General features: G+C 70.9%; 20 protein-coding genes. 9 read left to right on the forward strand and 11 right to left on the reverse strand.

The window, feature by feature from the left end; translation table 11 throughout:
• Both ACFZDA_RS05680 and ACFZDA_RS05685 read left to right on the forward strand, forming a co-directional pair.
• A complete protein-coding gene (locus tag ACFZDA_RS05680; RefSeq protein ID WP_391075390.1) occupies positions 1-1,149 on the forward strand; it encodes a galactose-1-epimerase in 1,149 nt (382 codons plus the stop codon).
• A 162-nt stretch (positions 1,150-1,311) separates the two neighbouring features.
• Positions 1,312-3,114, forward strand: a complete 1,803-nt coding sequence (locus tag ACFZDA_RS05685) for an aminotransferase class I/II-fold pyridoxal phosphate-dependent enzyme (RefSeq protein ID WP_391075392.1) — start codon at positions 1,312-1,314, stop codon at positions 3,112-3,114.
• Between the two features lie 39 nt (positions 3,115-3,153).
• Here ACFZDA_RS05685 and ACFZDA_RS05690 read toward each other — a convergent pair whose 3' ends face one another.
• From ACFZDA_RS05690 to ACFZDA_RS05700, 3 genes are all read right to left on the reverse strand, one after another.
• Positions 3,154-4,593 carry a family 43 glycosylhydrolase gene (locus ACFZDA_RS05690; protein WP_391075395.1) on the reverse strand — a complete coding sequence of 480 codons (1,440 nt, stop codon included), beginning with the start codon at positions 4,591-4,593 and terminating at the stop codon, positions 3,154-3,156.
• Positions 4,575-5,486 carry a family 43 glycosylhydrolase gene (locus ACFZDA_RS05695; protein ID WP_391076762.1) on the reverse strand — a complete coding sequence of 304 codons (912 nt, stop codon included), beginning with the start codon at positions 5,484-5,486 and terminating at the stop codon, positions 4,575-4,577. The genes ACFZDA_RS05690 and ACFZDA_RS05695 overlap by 19 nt, the downstream gene beginning before the upstream one ends.
• 240 nt (positions 5,487-5,726) lie before the next feature.
• Positions 5,727-6,716 (reverse strand): WYL domain-containing protein, encoded by a 990-nt coding sequence (locus tag ACFZDA_RS05700; RefSeq protein ID WP_391075398.1) that lies wholly within the window; start codon positions 6,714-6,716, stop codon positions 5,727-5,729.
• Positions 6,717-6,809: 93 nt separating this feature from the next.
• On the opposite strand from ACFZDA_RS05700, the gene ACFZDA_RS05705 reads away from it, so the two are divergent.
• On the forward strand, positions 6,810-7,208 hold the full coding sequence (locus tag ACFZDA_RS05705; RefSeq protein ID WP_391075401.1) for a VOC family protein: 399 nt from the start codon (positions 6,810-6,812) through the stop codon (positions 7,206-7,208).
• Positions 7,209-7,235: 27 nt separating this feature from the next.
• On the opposite strand, the gene ACFZDA_RS05710 is transcribed toward ACFZDA_RS05705, so the two are convergent.
• Positions 7,236-7,784 carry a YciI family protein gene (locus ACFZDA_RS05710; protein ID WP_391075404.1) on the reverse strand — a complete coding sequence of 183 codons (549 nt, stop codon included), beginning with the start codon at positions 7,782-7,784 and terminating at the stop codon, positions 7,236-7,238.
• A gap of 107 nt (positions 7,785-7,891) precedes the next feature.
• Between ACFZDA_RS05710 and ACFZDA_RS05715 the strand changes: the two genes are divergently transcribed.
• On the forward strand, positions 7,892-8,620 hold the full coding sequence (locus ACFZDA_RS05715) for an alpha/beta fold hydrolase (protein WP_391075407.1): 729 nt from the start codon (positions 7,892-7,894) through the stop codon (positions 8,618-8,620).
• 40 nt (positions 8,621-8,660) lie between these two features.
• On the opposite strand, the gene ACFZDA_RS05720 is transcribed toward ACFZDA_RS05715, so the two are convergent.
• The gene (locus tag ACFZDA_RS05720) at positions 8,661-9,311 is read right to left on the reverse strand and encodes a DUF4360 domain-containing protein (RefSeq protein ID WP_391075410.1); all 651 of its coding nucleotides are present in this window, start codon (positions 9,309-9,311) and stop codon (positions 8,661-8,663) included.
• A gap of 296 nt (positions 9,312-9,607) precedes the next feature.
• Positions 9,608-9,910: an Rrf2 family transcriptional regulator gene (locus tag ACFZDA_RS05725; RefSeq protein ID WP_391076765.1), complete on the reverse strand. Its 303-nt coding sequence runs from the start codon at positions 9,908-9,910 to the stop codon at positions 9,608-9,610.
• Between the two features lie 78 nt (positions 9,911-9,988).
• On the opposite strand from ACFZDA_RS05725, the gene ACFZDA_RS05730 reads away from it, so the two are divergent.
• Together ACFZDA_RS05730 and ACFZDA_RS05735 are read left to right on the forward strand one after the other, a co-directional pair.
• Positions 9,989-12,955 carry a beta-galactosidase gene (locus ACFZDA_RS05730; RefSeq protein WP_391075413.1) on the forward strand — a complete coding sequence of 989 codons (2,967 nt, stop codon included), beginning with the start codon at positions 9,989-9,991 and terminating at the stop codon, positions 12,953-12,955.
• Positions 12,956-13,045: 90 nt separating this feature from the next.
• Positions 13,046-14,152: a hypothetical protein gene (locus ACFZDA_RS05735; protein WP_391075416.1), complete on the forward strand. Its 1,107-nt coding sequence runs from the start codon at positions 13,046-13,048 to the stop codon at positions 14,150-14,152.
• A 14-nt stretch (positions 14,153-14,166) separates the two neighbouring features.
• Here ACFZDA_RS05735 and ACFZDA_RS05740 read toward each other — a convergent pair whose 3' ends face one another.
• From ACFZDA_RS05740 to ACFZDA_RS05760, 5 genes are all read right to left on the reverse strand, one after another.
• Positions 14,167-15,681 carry an alpha-L-arabinofuranosidase C-terminal domain-containing protein gene (locus ACFZDA_RS05740; RefSeq protein ID WP_391075419.1) on the reverse strand — a complete coding sequence of 505 codons (1,515 nt, stop codon included), beginning with the start codon at positions 15,679-15,681 and terminating at the stop codon, positions 14,167-14,169.
• Positions 15,682-15,786: 105 nt separating this feature from the next.
• Positions 15,787-16,740 carry a family 43 glycosylhydrolase gene (locus ACFZDA_RS05745; protein WP_391075422.1) on the reverse strand — a complete coding sequence of 318 codons (954 nt, stop codon included), beginning with the start codon at positions 16,738-16,740 and terminating at the stop codon, positions 15,787-15,789.
• 14 nt (positions 16,741-16,754) lie between these two features.
• On the reverse strand, positions 16,755-17,627 hold the full coding sequence (locus tag ACFZDA_RS05750) for an ABC transporter permease subunit (RefSeq protein ID WP_391075425.1): 873 nt from the start codon (positions 17,625-17,627) through the stop codon (positions 16,755-16,757).
• Positions 17,624-18,562 carry an ABC transporter permease subunit gene (locus tag ACFZDA_RS05755; RefSeq protein ID WP_391075427.1) on the reverse strand — a complete coding sequence of 313 codons (939 nt, stop codon included), beginning with the start codon at positions 18,560-18,562 and terminating at the stop codon, positions 17,624-17,626. The genes ACFZDA_RS05750 and ACFZDA_RS05755 overlap by 4 nt, the downstream gene beginning before the upstream one ends.
• A complete protein-coding gene (locus ACFZDA_RS05760; RefSeq protein ID WP_391075430.1) occupies positions 18,559-19,908 on the reverse strand; it encodes an extracellular solute-binding protein in 1,350 nt (449 codons plus the stop codon). Before ACFZDA_RS05760 ends, ACFZDA_RS05755 begins: the two co-directional genes overlap by 4 nt.
• A 237-nt stretch (positions 19,909-20,145) precedes the next feature.
• Between ACFZDA_RS05760 and ACFZDA_RS05765 the strand changes: the two genes are divergently transcribed.
• The 3 genes from ACFZDA_RS05765 to ACFZDA_RS05775 are packed head-to-tail and all read left to right on the forward strand — an operon-like array spanning position 20,146 to position 23,413.
• Positions 20,146-20,760, forward strand: coding sequence for a toxin-antitoxin system, toxin component family protein (locus tag ACFZDA_RS05765; protein ID WP_391075433.1), 615 nt, complete (start codon positions 20,146-20,148; stop codon positions 20,758-20,760).
• Positions 20,757-21,977 (forward strand): MAB_1171c family putative transporter, encoded by a 1,221-nt coding sequence (locus ACFZDA_RS05770; RefSeq protein ID WP_391075436.1) that lies wholly within the window; start codon positions 20,757-20,759, stop codon positions 21,975-21,977. The genes ACFZDA_RS05765 and ACFZDA_RS05770 overlap by 4 nt, the downstream gene beginning before the upstream one ends.
• Positions 21,974-23,413 carry an NAD(P)/FAD-dependent oxidoreductase gene (locus ACFZDA_RS05775; RefSeq protein ID WP_391075439.1) on the forward strand — a complete coding sequence of 480 codons (1,440 nt, stop codon included), beginning with the start codon at positions 21,974-21,976 and terminating at the stop codon, positions 23,411-23,413. Before ACFZDA_RS05770 ends, ACFZDA_RS05775 begins: the two co-directional genes overlap by 4 nt.
• Positions 23,414-23,463 lie beyond the last annotated feature (50 nt).

A 23,463-nucleotide genomic window follows, 5' to 3' on the forward strand; every position in this document is an offset into this window, starting at 1 on the left:
ATGGAACTGAACAGACGCACGGTCATCGCGGGCGCCGCGGCGGCGGGCTTAGCCGCCACCACGCTCGGCGGCACGGCGCAGGCCACGGGAGGCAGGAATCCGGTGAAGAAGCTCTTCGGCAAGCTCGCCGACGGCACCAAGGTCTACATCTGGTCGCTGGAGAACGGCGGCACCCGCCTGAAGGTCCTCTCCTACGGCGGCATCGTCCAGTCGCTGGAGATCCCCGACCGCCGCGGCCGCTACGCCAACGTCTCCGCGGGCTTCGACAACATCGAGGACTACGTCGCCAAGAGCCCGTACTTCGGCGCGCTGATCGGCCGCTACGGCAACCGCATCGGCAAGGGCAGATTCACCCTCGACGGCAAGGACTACCAGCTCTCCGTCAACGACGGCGAGCAGAGCCTGCACGGCGGTGCCAAGGGCTTCGACAAGCGCGTGTGGGACGTCGAGCCGTTCACCGAGGGCTCGGACGTCGGTCTGCACCTGTACTACACGAGTGTCGACGGCGAGATGGGCTACCCGGGCACCCTCAAGACGAAGGTGACCTACACGCTCACCCGGCACGGTGACTGGCGCATCGACTACGAGGCCACCACCGACAAGGCCACCGTCGTCAACCTCACCAGCCACGTCTACTGGAACCTGGCCGGCGCGGGCAGCGGCACGATCGAGGACCACGAGCTGCAGATCGCGGCCTCGCGCTTCACGCCCACCGACTCGGGTCTGATCCCGACGGGCGAGCTGGCGAAGGTCGCGGGCACGCCCTTCGACTTCACCCGCGCCAAGGCGATCGGCCGGGACATCCGCACCTCGCACCCCCAGCTGGTCACCGCCAAGGGCTTCGACCACAACTGGGTCCTCGACAAGGGCATCACCGCCCGGCCCGAGCACGTCGCCACCCTGCGCGACCCCGCTTCCGGCCGCCGCCTGAAGATCGCCACGAACGAGCCGGGCCTGCAGTTCTACTCCGGCAACTTCCTCGACGGCACGCTGACCGGCCCGACCGGCCGTATCTACCGGCAGGGCGACGCGCTCTGCCTGGAGACGCAGCACTTCCCGGACTCGCCGAACAAGCCGTCGTTCCCGTCGACGGTGCTGCGGCCCGGGCAGACGTACCGGACGACGACGGTCCACACGTTCGGCTGCTGACCGTCTTCACAGGTGGCACACAAATTCCTGAGGGAAACCCCAGGGGTTGAACAGTGCCACCGCAGCCTCCGTATCTAAGGGCGGCCCGCGCTCCCCCGCGCGGGCCGTCCTTAAACGTCGGGTCCGGTCGTCCCCAACGGATCCGCCCGGTACGGAGGTTCCATGGCCGACAACGTCACGTCGCTGTTCCGCAGCACCGCGGCGCACAGTCCGTCGATGGCGGCGTTGACACGTGAGGGCGGCGAAGGCGCGGGGCCCGTGGACTTCTGCATCCCCTGCAACCCGTACTTCCCCACCCCGGCCATGTTCGACGAGATGTCGGCCAGACTGCGCGACATCATCACGTACTACCCGTCCAGCGCCGACACCATCACGGCCGAGCTGTGCAGCCTGCTCCAGCTGCCGCCGCAGTGCGTGGCGATGGGCAACGGCTCCACCGAGCTGATCACCTGGATCGACCACCTGCTCGTCCGCGAGTCCCTCGCCATCCCCGTCCCCACCTTCGGCCGCTGGACCGACCAGCCCATGGAGACCGGCAAGCGGGTCGACATGTTCCCGCTCCAGGAGTCCAGCGGATTCGCCCTCGACCTCGCGCAGTACGCCGAGTTCATCCGCGCCCGGGGCACCCGCGTCGCCGTCATCTGCAATCCCAACAACCCCGACGGCGGCTTCCTGCACAAGCACGCCATCGTCCAGTTCATGGACGCCATGGCCGACCTCGACCTGGTCGTCATCGACGAGTCGTTCCTGGAGTTCGCGGACGCCGAGGCCGAGCCGAGTGTCGTGCAGGAGGCGATGCTGCGGCCCAACGTCATCGTGCTGCGCAGCCTCGGCAAGAACTTCGGCCTGCACGGCATCCGCTTCGGCTACCTGGTCGCCAACCCGGCGCTGGCCGGGCGCGTGCGCGCCATGCTGCCCAAGTGGAACCTCAACTCCTTCGCCGAGCATGTCGTCTTCATGCTGAAGGAGCACGGCGCCGAGTACGCCCAAAGCCTCCAGCAGGTCCGGCGCGACCGCCTCGACATGGCCAGCCAGCTGTCCGCCCTGCCCGGGCTGACCGTCTACCCGTCGCAGGGCAACTTCCTCTTCGTGCGCCTCCCCGTGGGCGCCGAGGGCACCGTGGTCCGGGACCGGATGCTCACCGAGCACCGGATCCTGGTCCGCGAGTGCGGCAACAAGATCGGTTCGTCCAGCCGCTTCCTGCGTCTCGTGGTGCGCCCCCAGGTGGACGTGCGTCGCCTGGTGTCCGGCCTGGAACAGGTGCTCTACGGGACGTCCAGGAGGGGAGCCGCCGTACCCGGGCTGGGCAACGGGACCAGCTACAGCTCGGGTACGGCGGCAGTGGACCGTCTGGTGAGCGAGACCAACGGATCCGGCATGCGGGGCCTTGCCGCGCAGGCCACCGGCGGCGGGGCTCCCGGGCCCGCCGCCGCACCGGCTGCCGCCGGCACCGGTATGCCGCTCCCCGCCGCCGCGTCCGCCGGGCCGGCGGGCGCCGTGCCCGCCGGGCCGGGCGGTGGGATGCCGATGCCGGCGGCGGCGCAGTTCGGGCAGGGCGGACTGACCGGGCAGGGTGGACTGACCGGGCAGACCGGGCAGGGTGTGCGGTTCGGGCAGATGGGGCAGCAGCAGATGCCGCAGCCTGTGCCGCAGTCCGTCCCGCAGGCTGTGCCGCAGCCCGCGCCCCAACCCGTGCCGCAGTCCGTGCCGCAGCCCGCGCCTCAGCCCGCGCCTCAGCCCGTGGCCGCGCCGGCGCCGCCGTTGGCGCCCGTGGCGCAGGCGCCGGTCCCGGCCCCGGCTCCCGTGCCGGCCGCCACCGGGCCCACGCCGCCGGGGGTTCCCGCGCGGGGTGGGTTGACGGCGGCGCAGGTCAGGGGGACGAACGGGTTGTCGCCTGCGCCGGCGACCGGGTGGCCGGGGGCGCAGGCATGGCCCAATGCGGCAGGGATGGGGCAGGCCGGGTAGCGCCTTCCGGTTCCCCGCGCCCCTGAGAGGCCGAAGACACTAAACCGGGTTCAGCCTCCACTGTTGGCAGGCGTTGTTGAGCCACGTCCACTGGCGTACGTCCGCGCTGTCCGCCGTCGAGCAGTTGGCGACGTCGGCCACCTTGCCGGTGGCCTTGTTGACGATGCGGACGTAGCCGCCGTCCGTGGCGACGAACTGGAAGCGCTGGCAGGTGTTGTTCAGCCAGGACCACTGGCGGAGGTCCGCTCCGTCGGCGGTCGAGCAGTCGGCCGTGTCGAGGACCTTGCCCGTGGCGGCGTTCACCAGTCGGTGGATGTCGTCGCCGAGGTCCTCCAGGCGCCAGCGCTGGTTGGTTCCGCCGTTGCAGGTGTACTGCACGACGTTCGCGCCGTCGGCCGACGAGCTGCCCGCGACGTCCAGGCACTTGCCGCTGTTGCGGCTGGTGACCGTGTAGGTCGTGGCGGCGGACGCCGGTTCGCCGGACGGCCCGGGCTGGGACGCCCCGAGCCGGACGGGCGTGCCGAGGTTCGGGGTGCCGTCGGAGTTCCAGGTGAACTTCTGGGCCCGCGTCGTACGGCCGTTGTCGCAGCCGTCGGAGGCGGAGTCGTTCGCGTGGTAGACGATCCAGTTCTCGCGGCCGTCGGGTGAGGTGAAGAAGCCGTTGTGGCCGGGCCCGTACACCCCATTCGCGTCGCTGCGCTGGAAGACGGGCGCCGGCTTCTTCGTCCAGGAGGAGGCGGACAGCGGGTTGGAGCCGGTGAGCTCCAGTTGCCCGAGTTTGTAGTCGGGCGTCCAGCAGCCGCTCGCGGAGTAGACGAGGAAGGTCCGGCCGCCGCGTTGCAGCACCTCCGCGCCTTCGTTGACGGTGCCGCCCTGCCGCTCCCAGGCGTACGTCGGTGTCGAGATCGTCGCGTAGGAGCCGCTGACGGTGTACGGGTTCGACATCGGCGCGATGACGAGGTTCTGCGTCCCGCCGGTGGTGATCGCGCTGCCGAGCATGTACAGCCGGCCGCCCACGTTCATCAGGCTCGGGTCCAGCATCCAGGCGGAGTTGAGCTGCCCCTTGTAGGTGTAGGGGCCCATGGGGTCGGACCCGGCGCTCTCCAGCACATGGCTGCGCTGCGTCGGGTTGTAGTCGGACACGTTCTGCCCGGCGACGTAGTACAGGTACCAGCGGCCTCCCGCGAAGTGCAGCTCGGGTGCCCAGATGTTGCAGCACCGGGAGGCGGCGTCGCCCTTCCACACCTGCACGCTGGGCGCGGTGGAGAGCCCGGCGAGGGTGGCGGACTTGCGGATGGTGATGACGTCGGTCCAACTGGTCGTCACCAGGTAGTAGTTGCCGTCGTGGTAGGAGATCCAGGGATCGGCGCCCTTGACGGACTTGACCGGGTTGGCGAACGAGGCGGCGCTCGCGGCGGGCTGGCCGAGGGTGAGGGCGAGCAGCAGGACGGCCAGCAGGGTCAGTAGGCGACGGGCCATCCGCTGCTCCAGTTCAGGAGGTTGATGCCGAGCTTCGGCGTGCCGCCCGCGTTGCCGTCGTAGTAGTGGTAGACGATCAGGTCGCCGTCGGCGTCCTTCAGGATCGACTGTCCGCCCGGGCCGATGACGCTGCCGTGCGACTCCAGGACGGGCGTCCCGCCGTTGTTCATCAGGTCGACGCCGTTCTTGTCGCGGTACGGCCCGGTGATGCCGGCCGCGCGCCCGACCTTGACCTTGTACGTCGAGCTGGTGCCGTTGCAGCAGGTGTCGTAGGAGGCGAAGAGGTAGTAGTACCCGCCCCGCTTGACGATGAAGGGCGCCTCGACGGCCTTGGTCCCGGTGGGGCGGGAGGCGAGCGAGTAGCGGGTGGTGTTGGAGGAGAGCTGCTTACCGGTGGCCGGGTTGATCTGGATCATCTTGATCCCGGTCCACCAACTGCCGAAGGACAGCCACCACTTGCCGTCGTCGTTCACGAAGAGGTTCGGGTCGATGGCGTTGAAGTCGCTTGCGGAGTTCGACGTGTAGACCGTGCCCTGGTCGGTCCAGCTGCCCGGCTGGCCGGTGCTGGAGGTCGCGAGGCCGATGGCGGAGGTGTTCGAGCCGAACTTCGAGACGGAGTAGTACATCAGGTACTTGCCGCCGTGGTACGAGATGTCCGGCGCCCAGGCCTCCGGCACGGAGGAGTAGTTCCGCCACCAGCCGGGCCGGCTGGAGAACGCGTCGGCGCCGTTGCGGAAGGCCGTGCGATCACCGGACGTCTTGCTCGCGATGCCGCCTCCGGTCGCGTACAGCAGGTACTGACCGGAGGAGGTGCGGACCATCGAGGGGTCGTGGGTGACGATGTCACCGGTGACCCGTCCGGGGTTGGGGTACGCGGACGCCGCGCTCGGCATCAGGGCGAGCAGGGCGGCGGTGGGCAGGGCGAACAGGGCGGTTCTCTTGCGCAGAGTGGAGCGGCTCACAAGGTCCTCCTTGCGGTGGGGGCACAGCTGACCGACATTTCGAACAGCGATCGCAAGTTCGAACGGACCGTAGAATCGAACCTGTTGCGCGTCAATGGTCCGCGCAGCAACAACTGTGTGTGAGCCGGTGCTCCGCGCGGAGTCGGCTCCAGCGCCCTTGGTTCCTCGCGGTCAGGCTCGGCGGGCGCAGGACGCAAGGCGATCGGCGAGCGCGGTGACGAGGTCGCGCAGTTCAGCGGGGCGCTCGATGACGAACGGCCGGTCGAGTGAGGCGAGTACCGGAGGCAGCCAGTCGAGCCGCTCCGCCCGCAGCTCGACGCGCAGCCAGCGCTCGGTCGCCCGGCCCTGGCCTGCCGCGGGCTCGTGCTCCTCCAGGCACGCGATGGCGGCGGGCAGGTGCGCGCGGATCTGCTCAACCGTCCCGTGGATCCGCAAGGTCACCTCATGCCGGTACGCGGCCGTGGCCAGCGCTGACAACACGCGCTGTGCCGGACCGGGGCCCACGGGCGCTTCGAATGAGCCGGGCAGGGTCCGCGCGTCTGCGATGCGATCGAGCCGGAAGGTTCGGTCCTCGCCGATCCGGGCGTCCTTGCCCGTGGCGTACCACCGGCCCGCATGCGCGACGATCCCGTACGCGTGCAGGGTGCGTTCGCTGCGCCGTCCGTCGCGGTCGGTGTAGCGGATGGAGACCGGTCGGCGGTGGCGCACCGCATCGGCGATGGTGAGCAGGACCCCGGCGTCCGGGGTGCCGGGCTCTCCGGGCTGTTCCGTGAAGGCGAGGGATTCCAGGAGTGTGTCGAGCCGGCGGGCGATGTGCTTGGGCAGCACCCGCCGGATCTTCGCCGACGCCGTCTCGTTCGCCGTGTGCTGCGCCGCCGTCAGCCCTGACCGTCGGCCGGCGAGCAGGCCGAGCAGCACGGCCAGCGCCTCGTCGTCGCTGAGCATGAGCGGAGGCAGACGGTACCCGGGGGCGAGCCGGTACCCGCCGTAGCGGCCGCGCACCGATTCCACGGGCACGTCCAGGTCGATGAGCTGGCCCACATACCGCCGCACGGTGCGCCCTTCGACGCCGAGCCGGTCGGCGAGTTCGGCCACCGTGCGGGTGCCGCCCGACTGCAGCAGCTCCAGGAGTGTCAGCACGCGACCGGTGGGGCGAGGCATGTTCGCAGCCTAACGCGTATACAGGACCGATTCTGTCCCCTATTTCTCCTAGCCTGCGACGTGCACGCCTCCAGCACAGCCAAGGAGATCCCCATGGAGTTCGTCTCGATCCGCATCATCACCAGCGACGTAGCGCGCCTCGTCGAGTTCTACGAGCGAGCCACAGGGGCGCGGGCGACGTGGGCCACCGAAGACTTCGCCGAACTCAGGACCGCAGGCGCCACCCTCGCGATCGGCAGCGCCCGCACCGTCCCGCTGTTCGCCCCGGGCTCTGCCCGCCCGGCGGACAACCACAGCGTGATCACCGAGTTCCTCGTCGACGACGTGGACCGCGTTCACCAGAACCTGACCGGCTTCGTCACCGACTTCGTCAACGAGCCCACCACGATGCCCTGGGGCAACCGGTCGCTGCTGTTCCGTGATCCCGACGGCAACCTCGTCAACTTCTTCACCCCCGTCACCCCGGCGGCCATAGCGAAGTTCGCACGCTGACGCCACGCACGGCCCCGTCCCCGCCCCTCACCGCCGCCCCCCGAACTCCCACCCATGCACCTCGACACCGGCATACCGCCCCCGCCCCAGGACGCCACGTGCCGTTTCCCCGTCCGGGGCCCGGACCAGCGCCACCGTGCCCAGCCAGGCGGAGCCGTCGTCGGAGAGCAGGGGGCCGTAGGCGATCAGGTCGTCCGAGTCGGGTGGTGTGCCGAGGTCCGGCGACTGGGCCGGGCCCAGGCCGATGACGAGGTGGCGCTTGCCGGTCGTCGGGCCGCCCGGGAAGTCCCACATGGTGCGGCCCAGGAGGTTGCGCCAGCGGCGCAGCATCACGTCCCGGTACGCGCCTGCCTGGTAGTTGGGCTCGTCGAAGGCGAAGGCGCGGGCGGCGGCGGGGTCCGGCAGGTCGAGGATGTGGACGCTGCCCGTGAGGGTTTCTCCGTCATCGGCGAAGGTCGGGCCACGGGCGATCATCTCGGTGGCGTACTGGTCCATGTAGGACCAGTGTTGCTCCCCTAGCTCCTGGCGCAGCGGCAGCGAGCCGGGGCGATCGCGGTGGAAACAGAAGAACTCCATGGGCACAGACCCTTGCCCATGGAAGGGCGGCGGCTCAAGCGGCTTTCGGGGTGGGTGTCGGCGTAGAGTCGGTCCGGCATTCAGCGCCGGTTCGATTCGGGGGGATCATGACGGCAGTCGGCGGGCCGCCCATCGTCTTTGTGCACGGGACGCGGTTCAGCGCGGGACAGTGGAGTCCGCAACTCGCCGCGCTCCGCGGAGAGTTCCCCATCGCCGCGGTCGATCTGCCGGGGCACGGGTCCCGCTCCGCCGAGGCCTGGAGTCTGAAGGCGGCCGTGGAGGTCATCGGCGGTGCCGTGGAGTCGCTGGGGTGTGGACCGGCCCTGGTGGTGGGGCACTCGCTCGGGGGGTACGCCTCGCTGGAGTTCGCGCGGCTTCGCCCGGAGCGGTTGCGCGGGCTGGTGCTCGCGGGGGCCAGCGCCTCGACTCGCGGGGCGTGGGCGGTGCCTTACCGGTGGGTCGCCGGGCTCGTTCCGCGGCTGCCCGCGGATCGGCTGGCCCGGTGGAACGACCGGTTGCTGCGCAGGATGTATCCCGACGAGGTGGTCGGGGCCACGATCCGGTCCGGTTACGCCTTCCACACCCTGCCCGCCGCCTGGGGCGAGGTGCTGGGGCGTTTCGACGCGGGCTCGATGCGTCATGTGGCGGCTGAGGTGCTCATCCTGAACGGCGAGAAGGACACCGTCTTCCGGTCCGGTGAGGCGGAGTTCGCCCGGGCGCATCCGCACGCCCGCGTCGAGCTGGTCCCGGGAGCCGGACATCTCGCGAACTTCGACGATCCGGACGCCTTCAGCGATGCGGTTCGCCGCTTCGCCCGGCAGTTGATCAGTGCCTGACCGGGGCGGCCCACCTGCCCGGTGGCCCGCCCCTCACCCGTCAGGAGTCCGGGCACTCCTTCCACGCCATGTGGTACACCGTGCTGATGTCCCCGTCCGTCGAGTCCATGGTCATGAAGCTGACCTTGTCGGCGGACTGCGTACCGGCGTTGACCCGGAGTTCGGTGTTGATGTTGAAGTTGCGCTGGACTCCGCAGGGTGCGTAGACCAGTTGGGCCCAGTCCGTCTCGTCGGTGGCCTGCCAGTTGTCGTCGTAGGGGCCGTTGAAGGGGTGGTTCTTGGCCACCGTGCTGGGCGAGCCCTGGAAGTAGTACGAGGCCCGCTGGGAGCCGCTCGCGCCGCGCTGGAGTGAGGCGAAGCCCCGGTAGTCGGCGCTGGCGATGGCGTACGTGAAGCCCTGGGGCACGTGGACGATCAGGCTGAGCTGGCAGTTCCTGCGGAACGCGGTCGGGTCGGAGCCTCCGCCGGCCTGGGCGAGGTAGTCGCTGTAGGTGACCGTGAACGCCGTGTTGTCCTCGGAGACGGCGACCGCTGCCGTGCCCCTCGGACAGCCGGAGCCGTTCACCGTGGCGACCTTGATGACGATCTTGTCCGGGGGCGGGTCGACGAACCCGGAAGACGGGGATGGTGCGGGGAGTGCGCTGGTGAGGAGCGCGGCGATCGCGCCGCTCAGGAGCAGGCCACCGGCCATGGTTCTCCCATCCGTTCGTGGGGGGGTGGAACATGGAGGAGGCATGAGCATGTCAAGACGACAGCACATGCGCGCCCGGTCTGTGACCATTCCATGGAGGAGATGTGAAGGCCGGGAGCGGTCGCATCGTACGCAGGATCGAGGGAGTCGGCCAGAGCGGTCTCCGGCCATTCACAGGGGCAGGAATTCACACGGGATGCCGGCAGGCGCATAAGGTGCGTTCCAGTGCGTCAGCCCCAGGACACCCCGAGGACGCGATGAGGATCACCCACCGGCTCCCCCGCGGACGCGGCCCGTCACGGGTTCTCCCAGGCCGCCGGTTCCGCCGCCGGCCGCTCCACCGGCTCGGCCGTGCCGGAGTGGGCGAGGCCGGTCGGGCGCTCGCCGCGCACCGAGACGATCGGTCCGTCGAGGGCCCGGATCACGTCCGCGACCGTGATCTCCCCGGCCTCCCGGGCCAGCCGGAAGCCGCCGCCCCCGCCGCGCCGGCTGGCGACGACACCGCCGCGCCGCAGATCGCCGAGCGGCCCTTCGCCCTGCCGGACGGCCAGTTCCACGACCGCTCGTACCGCGTGGTCCGCACGTGCCGAGATCCTCAGACGACCAGTGTCGCGGTCCCGTAGACAATGACCCACCAGCACCACGTACGGCACGGCAGCACAACAGGAGGCGCTCCCTTGGAGCTCAGCAGGCGTACCTTCCACGCTCTCGCCGGCACGGCGGCGCTCGGCTTCGCGCTGACCGGCAGCGGGTCGCCGACCTCCGCCAACCCGGCACGGACGGTGCCCACGGGCCCGCCGCCCCCGGTGCCGAGCGCGGACGGCCGGCGGCACGAGGTCGGCTTCGACCGGTACTCGCTGCTGGTCGACGGCCGGCGCCTCGTCCTCTGGTCGGGCGAGCTGCACCCCTTCCGGCTGCCGAGCCCGGCCCTGTGGCGGGACCTGCTGCAGAAGATGCGTGCCCACGGCTACAACGCCGTCAGCGTGTACGCCGCCTGGAACTACCACTCCCCCGCCCCCGGCCGGTACGACTTCACCGGAGTGCGTGACCTGGACCTGTTCCTGCGCATCGCCGCCGAGACCGGTCTGTACGTGATCCTGCGGCCCGGGCCCTACATCAACGCCGAGGTCGACGCCGGCGGCTTCCCCGGCTGGCTGACCGCGACCGAGGGCACGGCCCGCACCTCCGACCCGACGTATCTGCGGTACGTCGACGAGTGGCTGACCGCCGTCAACGCCGTCGTCGCCAAGCGCCTGTTCACGCGGGGCACGGGCACGGTGCTGCTGTACCAGATCGAGAACGAGTACGACGCGCACGTCGACGAGCCGACCGGGCGCGCCTACATGTCGTACCTGTACGAGAAGGTCCGCGCCGACGGCATCGACGTGCCGCTGTTCCACAACGACAAGGGCCGCAACGGGGACTGGACCCCGGGCTCGTTCCCCACCGGCGGGGAGAAGGGGCGCTGGCTGTACGGGTTCGACGGGTACCCGGAGCCGGACGAAGTGCCGCCCGACTGGGGGCACTTCGGGCCCGGCGGGACGAAGGGCGGGGCCACGGCCAGTCCGCGCACGCCCGGGTTCGTGCCCGAGTCCGGCGGGGGCTGGTTCGACCCGTGGGGCGGGTCCTGGTTCGACGGGAAGGGCTACGCCGAGGCCCGCCGCACCCGGGACGCTGCCTTCGAGCGGCGCTTCTACCTCACCAACCTCGCCAACGGCGTCACGCTGCACAACGTCTACATGACGTACGGCGGCACCTCGTGGGGCTGGCTGCCCGCGCCGGTCGTCTACACCTCGTACGACTACGGGGCCGCGTTCGACGAGGCCCGCAACGCCACCCCGAAGCTCGCCCCGATGCACCAGATCGGGCAGTTGCTGCGGTACGTGCCGGACCTCGCCAGACTGAACCGGGCGAAGCCCGTACGCGCCGCCGACGAGCGGATCAAGGTCTACCACCTGGCCAACCCGGACACCGGCGCCCACTTCTACGTCCTGCGCAACGACTCCGGCGAGGCGGTGTCCTCGACGCTGCCGGACGCCGGGATCGACGTGCCGGTGACGGTCCCGGCGCGGGACGCCAAGCTGATCGCCACCGGGCTGAGGCTCGGGCAGCGGACGCTGGTGCACGCCACCGTGCAGCCCATGCTGAGCCTGGCCGCCGGGCGGCAGGAGATCGCGGTGTTCGCGGGCCGGCGGGGCGATCTGGCACAGGTCGTACTGGACTGCGCGGACGAACCGACGCCCATGCGGCTGGACGCGGAGCCGGCGTGGTCCTGGAACCTCGGCAAGCTCAACGTCACCGCTCCGCTCGGCGCCGGCGGGCTGAGCCGGGTGCGGGTCGAGGGCGACGGCGTGGACACGCCGATGCTGCTGCTGTTCGCCGACGACGCGACGGCCCTCAGGCTGTGGCCGTACGAGACGCCGTCCGGAGCGCTCCTCGTCTACGGCCCGGCGCTGCTGCGCTCGGCCGAGCTGCGCGGCTCCACGGTCCACCTCACCGGCGACACCACCGCCCAGACCGGCCTGGAGGTGTGGGGGCCGCGCGGGATCACCCATGTCACGTGGAACGGGCGCCCGGTGCCCACCCGGATCAGCGCCTCCGGCAGTCTGCTGGCGCTGCGCCCGCTGCCCGGTGTGACCCGGCCGGCCCTGCCCGCCCTCGACGGCTGGCGGCGGCGGACCGAGAACCCGGAGGCCGAGCCCGGCTTCGACGACTCCGGCTGGACGGCGGCCGACCGGACGACGTCGTTCAGCACGACGCCCGTGCCCGACGGGCAGCCCGTCCTGTTCGCCGACGACTACGGCTTCCACTACGGCGACGTCTGGTACCGGGGCGAGTGGACCGGGGGAGGCGGCCTGGAGTCCGTGTCCCTCGACTACAGCACGGGCACGCAGGGCCTGCTGATGGCCTGGCTGGACGGCGAACCGCTGGGCACGCACCGGATGCCGGTGCCGGACAAGGACCGGGCGCGGCAGGGCACGTGGACGGCGAAGGCCACCTTCGCCCTGCCGGAGAAGTTCCGTGAGGACCAGGTCAAGCGTCGTGACCGGCATGTGCTGTCCGTGCTCGTCCGGCGGATGCAGCACGACATGGACAGCACGGCGCGCGACACGCACAAGGCGGCGCGCGGCCTGACCGCCGTCACCTTCGAGGGCGCCGCCCCGAAGGTGACCTGGCGGATCCAGGGCGCGTCGGCGCCCGATCCCGTGCGCGGGCCGATGAACAACGGCGGGCTGTACGGGGAGCGCGAGGGCTGGCATCTGCCGGAGTACGACGACGGGGACTGGAAGGACGCCGAACTGCCGCGTGCGGACCGGCGGCAGGGCGTCACCTGGTACCGGACGGACTTCCGGCTGGATGTCGACCCGGGCGTGGACGCCTCCATCGGGCTCGTCCTCGGCGACGACCCGAAGCGGGCCTACCGCGTCCAACTCTTCCTCAACGGCTGGAACATGGGTCAGTACATCAACGACGTAGGTCCGCAGCATACGTTCGTGCTGCCGAACGGGATCCTCCGCACACGTGGTGCCAACACACTGGCGTTGGCGGTGTTGTCCGACGGGACCACACCGTCGGGTCCGGGGGAGGTACGGCTGACGCTGCTGGGCGCGGCGGCGGGAGGAGTGCCGGTCACGCCGGTGTGACCGGATCGAGCCGTCCGTGTGCCTTGCCTTCTCCGGCAGGCTGGTTCACCGTGGTGGCCTTTCACGGCTGCCGGCAGGGAGGGGAACCTCGTGCGAAGACGGCGTTTCATCGGTGGATCAGCCGGACTGATCGGGGCCGGGCTCGGGCTCGCCCCGCTGCGTGGCGGTACGGCCTGGGCGGCTCCCGGCCTCCTGGGCGAGGCGCGCGAGTGGCAGGCCGTCCCCGGTCCGGAGAACGCCCCGGCCGCGCAGTTGCTCGACGTTGCGGCCGCGGGTGCGGGCCTGGCGTGGGCGGTGGGCGAGGAGGGCCGTACCGGCAGTGTCCGGGGGACGGCGCTGGCCCTCGTGTGGGACGGCACCGCCTGGCAGCGCACCGGCCCCGGCTTCGGCGGCCATCTGGGCTCCGTCGCCGCCGCGTCCGACGGCAGCGCCTGGGCCGTCGGCACCGACACCTCCGGCACCGCCCGGCTGCTCGCCTGGGACGGGTCGGCCTGGCAGGAGGCCGACTTCCCCGGACGCGGGGCGACCGGGACCTCCCTCACCGGCGTCGCGACCGGGCCCCGCCGGCACGTCTGGGTCTCCGGCCGCAACAGCGACGGCTCGGTGCTGCTGCACGGCCACCGGGGCACCTGGAACTGGCTTCCGGCACCCCCTGCCCCGACCACCACCGCGCCCTCCGGCGTCCACCGCGCGCACTGCGGTGACATCTGGGTCTACGGCGGTGAACTCGTCGCCCGCTGGGACTCGGAGGCCTGGACGGTGCTGCCGGCTCCCGGCGGCATCCGGGCCGGCTTCACCGGGCTGCTCGCCGTCGCCCGCGACGACATCTGGCTGACGGGCTACGACTACGGCATCGGCGGCCCGCCCGGCAAGCCCCCGGGCGTCCGGCTGCTGCACGGCGACGGCGGCGCCTGGGAGTACGTCACGGCACCGTTCGGCGTGGGAGCGCTGACCGGCATCGTGGGCGACGCCCAGGGGCGTCCCGACCGTATCTCCGGCTGGGACTTCTGGGACCAGACCCGGGCCCACTACCTGCGCTGGGACGGCACGGCCTGGGTGAGCGAGCGGGGGCCGGTGGCCACGACCCCCGTCGTCATGAACTCCCTTGTCACCGTGCCGGGTTCGGGCGGGTACTGGGCGGTCGGCACGACGTCCACGGCGCCGTCCTCGTCCGCCCGGGTGCGGATCGAACGCTGACCGTCCGGTCTGTTTCAGGCCAGCCGGATCACGTTCCAGGACAGCGGCTCCAGGACGGTGCTCAGCGTGCCCTCCGCCAGTGCCGTGCCCTCGCCCGGGTGGGGGGCGACCCGCTCGGGGTCGTCGAGGGTGTTGCGGGCGTCGGGGTCGGCGTCCGCGAGGACGCTGTGCTCGACGACCCGGGTGAGGTCGAGGCCGTTCAGGGCGACGTCGAGCGGGAGCGCCTCGGTGCGGCTGCGGTTCACCGCGAAGACCGTGACCGTGCCGTCGTCGGCGCGTACGGCGGTGGCGTGCAGCAGGTCCGTCTCGCCGTACTTCTTCGTCTCGTACGTCGGCGACTCCACGCGGACGTCGAGGACCTGGCCGCGGCCGTACCGGCTGGCCTGCGCGAACGGGAAGAACGTCGTCTGCCGCCAGGCCGGGCCGCCCGGCTCGGTCATGATCGGCGCGATGACGTTGACGAGCTGGGCGAGGCAGGCGACCGTGACGCGGTCGGCGTGCCGGAGCAGGGCGATCAGGAGCGAGCCGAAGACGACCGCGTCCAGGACGCTGTAGTTGTCCTCCAGCAGGCGAGGGGCCTCGGGCCAGTCGCCCTGTTCGATGGCGCGGGCGTGCTCCTCCCACTCGCGCAGGTACCAGACGTTCCACTCGTCGAAGGAGAGGTTGATCCGCTTCTTCGACTTGAGCTTCGCACCGACGTGGTCGGCGGTCGCGACGACGTTGTCGATGAAGGACTCCATGTCGACGGCGGAGGCCAGGAAGGAGTCGATGTCGCCGTTCTCGGGCCAGTAGTAGGCGTGCAGCGAGATGTAGTCGACGAGGTCGTACGTCTCCTCCAGGACGGTCGCCTCCCACTCGGCGAACGTCGGCATGGACTGGCTGGAGGAGCCGCAGGCGACGAGTTCGACGCCGGGGTCCATCTGGCGCATGGCCCGGGCCGTCTCGGCGGCGACACGGCCGTACTCGCGGGCCGTCTTGTGGCCGGTCTGCCAGGGGCCGTCCATCTCGTTGCCGAGGCACCACAGCTTGATGCCGAAGGGGTCCTTGTCGCCGTGGCCGACGCGGAGGTCGGACAGGGCGGTGCCCTGGGCGTGGTTGGCGTACTCCTGGAGTTCGAGGGCTTCCGCCACGCCCCGGGTGCCGAGGTTGACGGCCATCATGGGCTCGGCCTGCGGGCCGACCTTGCGGAGGAAGTCGATGTACTCGGAGAGGCCGAAGCGGTTCGACTCCGTCGAGTGCCAGGCGAGGTCGAGGCGGCGGGGGCGGTCCTCGGCCGGGCCGACCGAGTCCTCCCACTTGTAGCCCGAGACGAAGTTGCCGCCGGGGTAACGGATGGCTGTCGCGCCGAGTTCGCGGACCAGGTCGAGGACGTCTGTGCGCAGGCCCTTGTCGTCGGCCGTGGGGTGGTCGGGTTCGAAGATGCCGGTGTAGACGCAGCGGCCGAGGTGTTCCACGAAGCTGCCGAAGAGGCGGGGGTTGACCTCGCCGATCGTGAAGGCGGGGTCGAGGGTGAAGCGGGCGGTGTGCATGTTCGCCTTTCCAAAGGGGTGGTTCTTGTTCGTTGGCGGCTGCGGGTGCGTGGGGGCTTGTCGCGCCCACGCGGCGGAGCCGCACATGGACACAGCCCCGCGCCCCTAACGGACGTCGGGCCAACCGTCGGCCGTCCAGTGGAGTTGGTTCAGGCCCAGCTTGGGGGTGCCTTCGTCCTCTGCGTCGTAGTAGTGGTACGCCAGCCAATCGTGGCCCTTGGCTCGGAAGACCGACTCGCCGCCTGTGCCTACGTAGCGGCCGTGGCCCTCCAGGAGCAGGTCGCCGCCGCCCTCCAGCAGGGGTTTGCCCGTGCTGTCGGTGTACGGGCCCGTCACCTTCGTCGACCGGCCGACTCTGATCTTGTACGTCGAGTTCACGCCCGCGCAACACTGGTCGTAGGAGGCGAAGAGGTAGTAGTAGCGGCCGTGCTTGACGATGTACGGGCCCTCGACCGCGTACGGGGCGTCCGGGCGGGTCGCCAGGTGGTGGACCGTGGCGCCGGGCAGGGCCTTCCCCGTGGCGTGGTCCAGCTCGACCATGCGGATGCCCGTCCAGTACGAGCCGAACGTCATCCACAGGCGGCCGTCGGTCCTGATGACCGCCGGGTCGATGGCGTTCCAGGTGTCGGTCTTCTCCGAGGTGAAGGCCTTGCCGTGGTCCGTCCACGTGCCGGGGCGGCCGGTCGGGGAGGTGGCCACGCCGATCGCGGAGTGATTGGTGCCCCAGGAGGAGACGGCGTAGTAGAGCCAGTACCGGCCGTCTCGGTAGGAGATGTCGGGGGCCCAGGGGTCGCCGGTGTCGTTGTACTCGTACCACCAGCTCGGCGGCTCGGCGAAGGCGTTGCCCGCGTCGTCCCAGTGCTTGAGGTCCTTCGAGAGGCGGGAGCCGATGACGCCGCCGGTGGAGTAGGCGACGTAGCCGCCGGACTTGAGGCGGATGACGCTCGGGTCGTGGATGATCTGCTGGCCGGTGATGGGCTGTGGGTCGGGGTAACTCTCCGCCGCCTGCGCCGTGTTGGGGAGGAAGGCCAGGAAGGCCGCCGCGAGGACGGCTGTCACAGCTCTGCGAATCCTCACTGTCCCGCCAATCCCGTGTGGGCGACGCCCGCCACGATCTGCCGCTGGAAGAAGACGAAGACGATGATCAGCGGCAGGCCCGCCATGAGGCCGCCGGCCATGAGCTGGGCCCACTGGATGCCGTAGGAGTTCATGACGGTCGCGATGCCGTTCGGCATGGTCATCAGGTCGGGGTTGTTGGTCACCATGTACGGCCAGAGGAAGTTGTTCCACGAGGCGATGAAGGTGAAGATGCCGACCGCGGCGAGGGAGGGCCGGGAGAGCGGAAGGACGATGGTGAAGAAGACGCGCCAGCGGCCCGCGCCGTCGATGAAGGCGGCCTCCTCCAGCTCGCGCGGGACGCCCTGGAAGAACTTGTAGAGGATGTAGACCATCGCGGCGGGTGCGCACTGCGGAAGGATCATGCCCCAGTAGGTGTCGACCATGCCCAACTGCTGGACGGTGGTGAAGAGGGGGACGCCGAGGACCGCGGGGGAGATCATCAGGCCCGACATGACGATGCCCATGAGCACGGTCTTGCCGCGGAACTCGGTACGGGCGAAGCCGTATCCGGCGAGGGCGCTGACCACCAGCACGACGGAGGTGACGCAGACCGACACGACCAGGGAATTGACGAACCAGTTGGTGACGTTGCCGGTCTCCCACAGCGACTTCCACGCCTGGCCCGTCCAGACCTTCGGCACCCAGTGCGGCGGGATCTCGGCCGCCTCCGCCTCGGACTTGAACGAGGTGAGCGCGGCCGCGGCGATCGGCGCCACGAAGACGGCGGAGACGGCGACGCCGATCAGCGTGAGGATGATCTGGCTCGGCGTCCAGGGCTTGCGGGGTGTGGTGCGTGCGGTGCGTACAGTCGACTCGGCGGTGGTCATCGGCCGCCCTCCTCACGGTTGCGCAGCAGCCACATCCGCGTCAGGGCGACGACTGCGATGATCACGAAGAAGATGATGGACATCGCGGAGGCGTAGCCCACGCGGTAGCTGGTGAAGCCCTGTTCGAGGGTGTACTGGACGAAGGAGCGGGTGCTGAGCTCCGGTCCCGGCGAGAAGTCCATCATCACGACGGCCTGGTCGAAGAGCTGGAGCGAGGCGAGGATCTGGAGCGCGACCACCAGGCCGGTGATGTTGCGCAGCATCGGCAGGGTGATGTGGACCATGCGGTGCCAGGCATTGGCGCCGTCCAGTTTCGCGGCTTCGTACAGATGGCCGGGAATCCCCTGGAGGGCGGCGAGGTAGAGCAGGAAGCTGAAGCCGACCGTCCACCACAGGGTCTCGATGACGATGGCGAGCATCGCGTAGGACTTGTCGGTCAGCCAGGGCGTGTCGATCCCGAAGGTCTGGTTGATCAGGCCGATGCCCTGGGTGAACAGCCACTGGAACATGTTGGCCGCGACCGTCGAGGGCAGCAGGAACGGCACGAAGAAGCACAGCCGCCACAGCCACTTGCCGCGCTCGATGTGGTGGGCGAGCATCGCGAGCAGGAAGGCGAGGACCGTGATGCACGGGACGACCAGCAGCGTGAAGTACGCGCTGTGCCCGAGCGCGTCCCACATCTCCGAGTCGTTCAGGGCCTCGCGGTAGTTGTCGAGGCCGACGAAGCTCGCGCCTTCGCCGGAGATGTTGGCGTCCGTGAAGCTGAGGTAGACGCCGCGCAGCAGCGGCCAGATCACGAACAGCACGAAGAGCGCCAGGAACGGGGCGACGAACCAGCCCCCGTGCTGGAAGCCCTGCTTGCGGCGGACGGTCGCGGTTGCGGTCGCGGCCCTGGCGGGGGCCGGTGCGACGACGGTCTGAGCGCTGGTCGTCATGCGACCGCACCTCCCTGCGCGGCGGTTCTGCCGTCCATCGGGTTCTTCGAGGCGAGGAGCTTGGTGAGCCGGCTCTTCATCCGCTGCGCGACCGCGGCCGGTTTGGCGGAGCCCATGGTCGAGGAGACGACGACCGGGCCGAGGTCCTGGGCGAGGACGCCGGTGGAGCCCGCGAACCACACCTTCGGCTCGGTGGCCTGGTGATCCATGGCGCTCACGTACTCGTTCTGCGGGGTGAGTTTTCTGTACGCGTCCGTGGAGAGCGTCGGCGTGTAGGCGGGGATGTGACCGCCGGCCGCCCACTGGAGGGCGTGCCTGACGACGTAGGCGGCGAGCCGGTGCGCGCCCGCGTTGGTGTCGCCGCCGCGTCCGGACTGGTGGGGCAGGACGAACGCGTGCGACTCGGCGTGCGTGGCCTGCTTGCCGAAGACGGGCGGCAGCGGCGTCGCACCGTAGTCCAGCTTGGCGCCGGAGAAGACCGGCACGGACCAGTTGCCCTCCCAGGTGAAGGGAGCGCCGTTGACGAACTGTTCACCGGTGGGGGCGCCGGGGATGACGTACCCGTCGGTGACGTGCTTGCGGAGGAACTCCAGGACCTGGGTGGCCTTGTCGGCGTCGAAGAGGACCTGAGTGTTGTCGTCGTTGAACCACCGGCCGCCGAGCTGGGTGTAGAAGGCGACGAAGAACCACCACTGGAAGTTCTGGTCGTTGGTCCACAGACCGATCGTCTGGAGTCCCTTCTTCTGGACGGCCTTGGCCTTCTTCAGGACGTCGAACCACTCGTCGGTGGAGGTGACGGGGATCATCCTGCCGTCGTCGCCGAGCAGGTCGGCCTTCTTCAGCACGTCCTTGCGGTAGAAGCAGAGCTGGACGTGGATGTCGAGCGGGAGGGCGTAGAGCTTGCCGTCGATGACGCCGCGCCGCCACAGCTTGGGGTTGAAGTCCTGTTCCCGGATGCCGTACTCGGCGAGCAGGTCGACGTCCCAGGGGTCGAGGAGGCGGCCCGGCGAGAAGCCGGTGACCCGGCCCATGTGCATGACGCCGAGGTCCGGTGCGCGATTGCCCGCGGCCGCCATGGCGAGCTTGGTGTAGAAGGGGTTGCCCCACTGGAGGGTGGAGTCCTTGACCGCGATGTCCGGGTTGTCCTTACGGAAGGCGTTCAGCATCGTGATCATGTTGGCGCCGTCGCCGCCGCTGAAGAGGTTCCAGTACCGCACGCGGGTGCTCGCATCGGAGGCGAGTGCGTCGGCTCCGGTGCCGAGTGCGGCGAAGCCGAAACTGCTCGCGACCGCGAGGCCACCCGCCGCGGCCAGGAGTTGCCTGCGGTTCAGGTCAGGTCGTCCCATGCCCTGCCCTATCTGTTCGAAGCTCAGTGGTTCCAAGCGCGTTCGATATCTCGAAAGTCGCTCGTGAAGTCGAACGGACCGTACGATTGCAGCGCTGCAACGTCAATGGGTCGAGCTGAAGTTCGCGAAATCCGGGTCGTTGATGTGTGAACCAACGGTCGTGAGATCGCATGACGGGGGCAGTTCCCGACGCGTACCCTCGAACAGGCTGCAAGGGGGCGGAGCGAAGGGGGTTCGATGGATCTCGCGGGCGGGCGGAGGACCACGGCACGCCTCGCCTCGGCTCTACGGCGCTCACGCGCCCGCTCCGCCATGCGCGCACTGTCGGCCGAGCTGGCGGACGCGCTGCGGGCCAGGCCCCGGCCCCCCTGCGGCGTACGGGACGTGTGCCGGGCCCTGTGCGAGGAGATGAGCGCGCGGCGGGGCGGGCGTCCGGTCGAGCTGCGTTTCGAGCGGTTCCCCGACGAGATCGAAGTGACCGGGCTGTGGGTGGAGTTCCAGGACTTCGACCTGGTCATCGTCGAGGAACGGGCCGAGGCGGTGCAGCAACTGGTCATCCTCGGGCATGAGTTGTGGCACCTGCACGCCGGACACGGCCACCACCACGCCGCCGGTACGGCGGCGGCCCGGGCCCTGGACCGCGAGCCCGGCTGGAAGTCCGCGGTGCTGGCGGTGGCGGCCCGGGACGGCTCGCGCGAGCGGGACGAGGCCGACGCCGACGCCTTCGGGCACCGGCTGGCCGCCGTGCTCCGCTCCTTCGCGGACGGCACCGCCGCCGATGAGCCGGACGCCGCGCTGGACCCGGTGCGGCGGTCGATGGGCTACCGGGGACGCGGAGGCGGCGCGCGATGACCGAGGCACGGGACGTCCTCGACACCTTCTCCGTCTCCTTCTGGCTGCCGATCGGCGCGCTGACCGTCGCCCTGGTCATCAAGCTGCCCAGCCTGGTGAGGATGTGGCGGGACCCGATGCTGCGGGCCGTCGGCGGGCTGCTGCTGTTCGCCTGCGCGGTGTTCGTCTTCGCGTCCCCGTCGGTCATCGGCTGGACCAACCGCGTCACCGGCGTGCCCAACATCGCGGCGCCGCTGGTGTATTCGCTGCTCACCGCGCTGTGCGCGTCCTGGCTGCTGCTGATCGTCGCCTGGCGCAACGGCCTGGCCGACCGCTCGGCCTCGACGCGCCGCGCCGCACGGTGGGTCGTCTTCGCCTACGCGGGCGTGGTCGCCACCCTGTGGATGCTGTTCTGGCTCGCGGACGTCCCCGTGGAACGCCGCCGGGACCTGGACACCTACTACGCCACCACGCCTTTCATGCGCGAGGAGATCCTGCTCTATCTCCTCGCGCACACCGTGGCCTGTTCGGTCACGGCCCGGCTGATCTGGAACTGGGTGCGCACCGACGGCCTCGACGCCTGGCTGCGCTGGGGCCTGAGGTTCCTGGGCGTCGGCTATGCGACGAACCTGCTCTTCGACATCGCCAAACTCACCGCCGTCTTCGCCCGGATGACGGGCCACGACCTGGACTGGCTGAGCACCTACCTGGCGCCCTCGGCCGCCTGCCTGTCGGCCACCATGGTCGCGATCGGCTTCATCATCCCGCACGGCGGCCAGTACCTGCACGAGCGCTGGCGCACCCGGCTCGCCCACTGGCAGTTGCGGCCCCTGTACCTGCTGCTGCGCACCGTGAACGGCGACGGCGCCCCCTTCGCCCCGCGCGCCACCGGCGAACTGCGCCTGATCCGCCGCGAGACGTACATCCGCGACGTGCTCCTCCAGCTCTCCCGGCACCTCGACGAGGACCTGCGGGAACGCTCCCACGCCGCGGCGCTGGACCTCGGGTTCGAGCCCGGCCGGGCCAAGGCCCTGGCCGCCGCCGTCACGATCCTGGACGCCGTCGCCGCGCGGGAGCGGGCCCCGCAGACCGACAGCGCCGCCTCCCCGTCCGGCCCCGACACCGCCTACCTGCTCCAGGAGATCCAGGCCGTGGCCCTGGCCCTGCGTCACCGCGACCACATCGAGGCGGTACGCTCACGCGCGGCCGCCCCCGGGAGAGAGAACGCCCGCGCATGACTGACCGTCCCACCCCCGCCAGAACCGCCGTCGTCCTGGGGGGATCCCACTCCGGCATGCTCGCGGCCCGCGCCCTGGCCGACGTCGCCGACCGGGTCGTCGTCGTGGAGCGCGACGCGCTTCCGGCCGCTCCCGGCCCCCGCAAGGGGCTGCCGCAGGCCCGGCACGCGCACATGCTCTGGTCGGGCGGCGCGCGGGCCATGGAGGAACTGCTGCCGGGGATCACCGGAGCGCTCCGGGACGCCGGGGCGAACCGGCTGCCGGTCACGACGGACTTCGTCGCCCTGGGGACGCGGGGCTGGTTCCGGCGCTGGCCCGAGTCCCACCACGTGATCCTCGCCGGCCGGGACCTGCTGGACGCGACCGTCCGGGCCTCGGTGCTGGCCGACCCGCGGATCGAGGTCGTCGAGCGGGCGGAGGCGGTGGGCCTGACCGGCACGGACGCCGCCGTCACGGGCGTCCGCGTCCGGCCCTGCGAAGGCGGCTTCGAGCGGACCCTCGCCGCCGATCTGGTCGTCGACGCCTCGGGCCGCGGCTCCCAGGCCGCCCGGTGGCTGACCGCCCTCGGCCTGCCCCCGGCGGAGCGGCGCGAGGTCGACGCGGGCCTGGCGTACGCCAGCCGCCTGTACCTCGCCCCCGCCGCGGCCCGCGACGGCTTCCCCGTCGTCAACGTCCAGCCCGACCGGCGGGAGGGCGGACCGGGCCGGGCCGGTTTCCTGCTGCCCATCGAGGAAGGCCGCTGGATCGTCACCCTGTGCGGCACCCGGGGCGGCCGGCCGTCCCCGGACAACGACGACTTCGTCCGCTTCGCCCGCGAGGACCTGCGCCACCCCGTCATCGGCGAACTGCTCGAACGGGCCGAGCCGTTGTCCGACGTGGCGTTCACCCGCACGACCGTCAACCGCCGGCACTTCTACGAGCGGATGCCGGTGTGGCCCCGGAACTTCGCCGTCCTCGGCGACGCCCTCGCCGCGTTCAACCCGGTCTACGGGCACGGCCTGGCCGTCGCCGCGCAGAGCGCCCTGCTCCTGCGGGACACGCTGCGGCGGCACGGCTGGGGGGCTCCCGGGCTGTCCCGGCTGGTCCAGAAGGCGGTGTCCCGCCCGGTCGGCGCGGCCTGGGACATGGCGATCGGGCAGGACGTCTTCTACGCGGGGGCGACGGAACAGGGCCCCACGCTGCGGGACCGGCTCGTGACGGCGTATGTGGACCGGCTGATGTACACGGCGACGGGCAACGGCCGCATCGCCCGCCGGGTGACGGACGTGACGTCGCTGGAGCGGGGGGCGGGGGTGTTGCTGACGCCGTCGGTGATGGTGGCGGCGGCGGTGGGGCCGCTGCGGCCGGCGTTGACCGGGCCGCCGCTGACGGCTGAGGAACGCAAGGCCGCCGGAGTGGCTCAGCTGCGGGCAGTCGTGCCTCCCCCAGCGCCTTGAGGGCCTGGGAGGTGCCTCCAGGGCGGCACGGGTGGCGCAGCGGCACCCCG

The sequence above is a fragment of the Streptomyces sp. NPDC007991 genome (genome assembly GCF_042958445.1).
Taxonomy (GTDB): Bacteria; Actinomycetota; Actinomycetes; order Streptomycetales; family Streptomycetaceae; genus Streptomyces.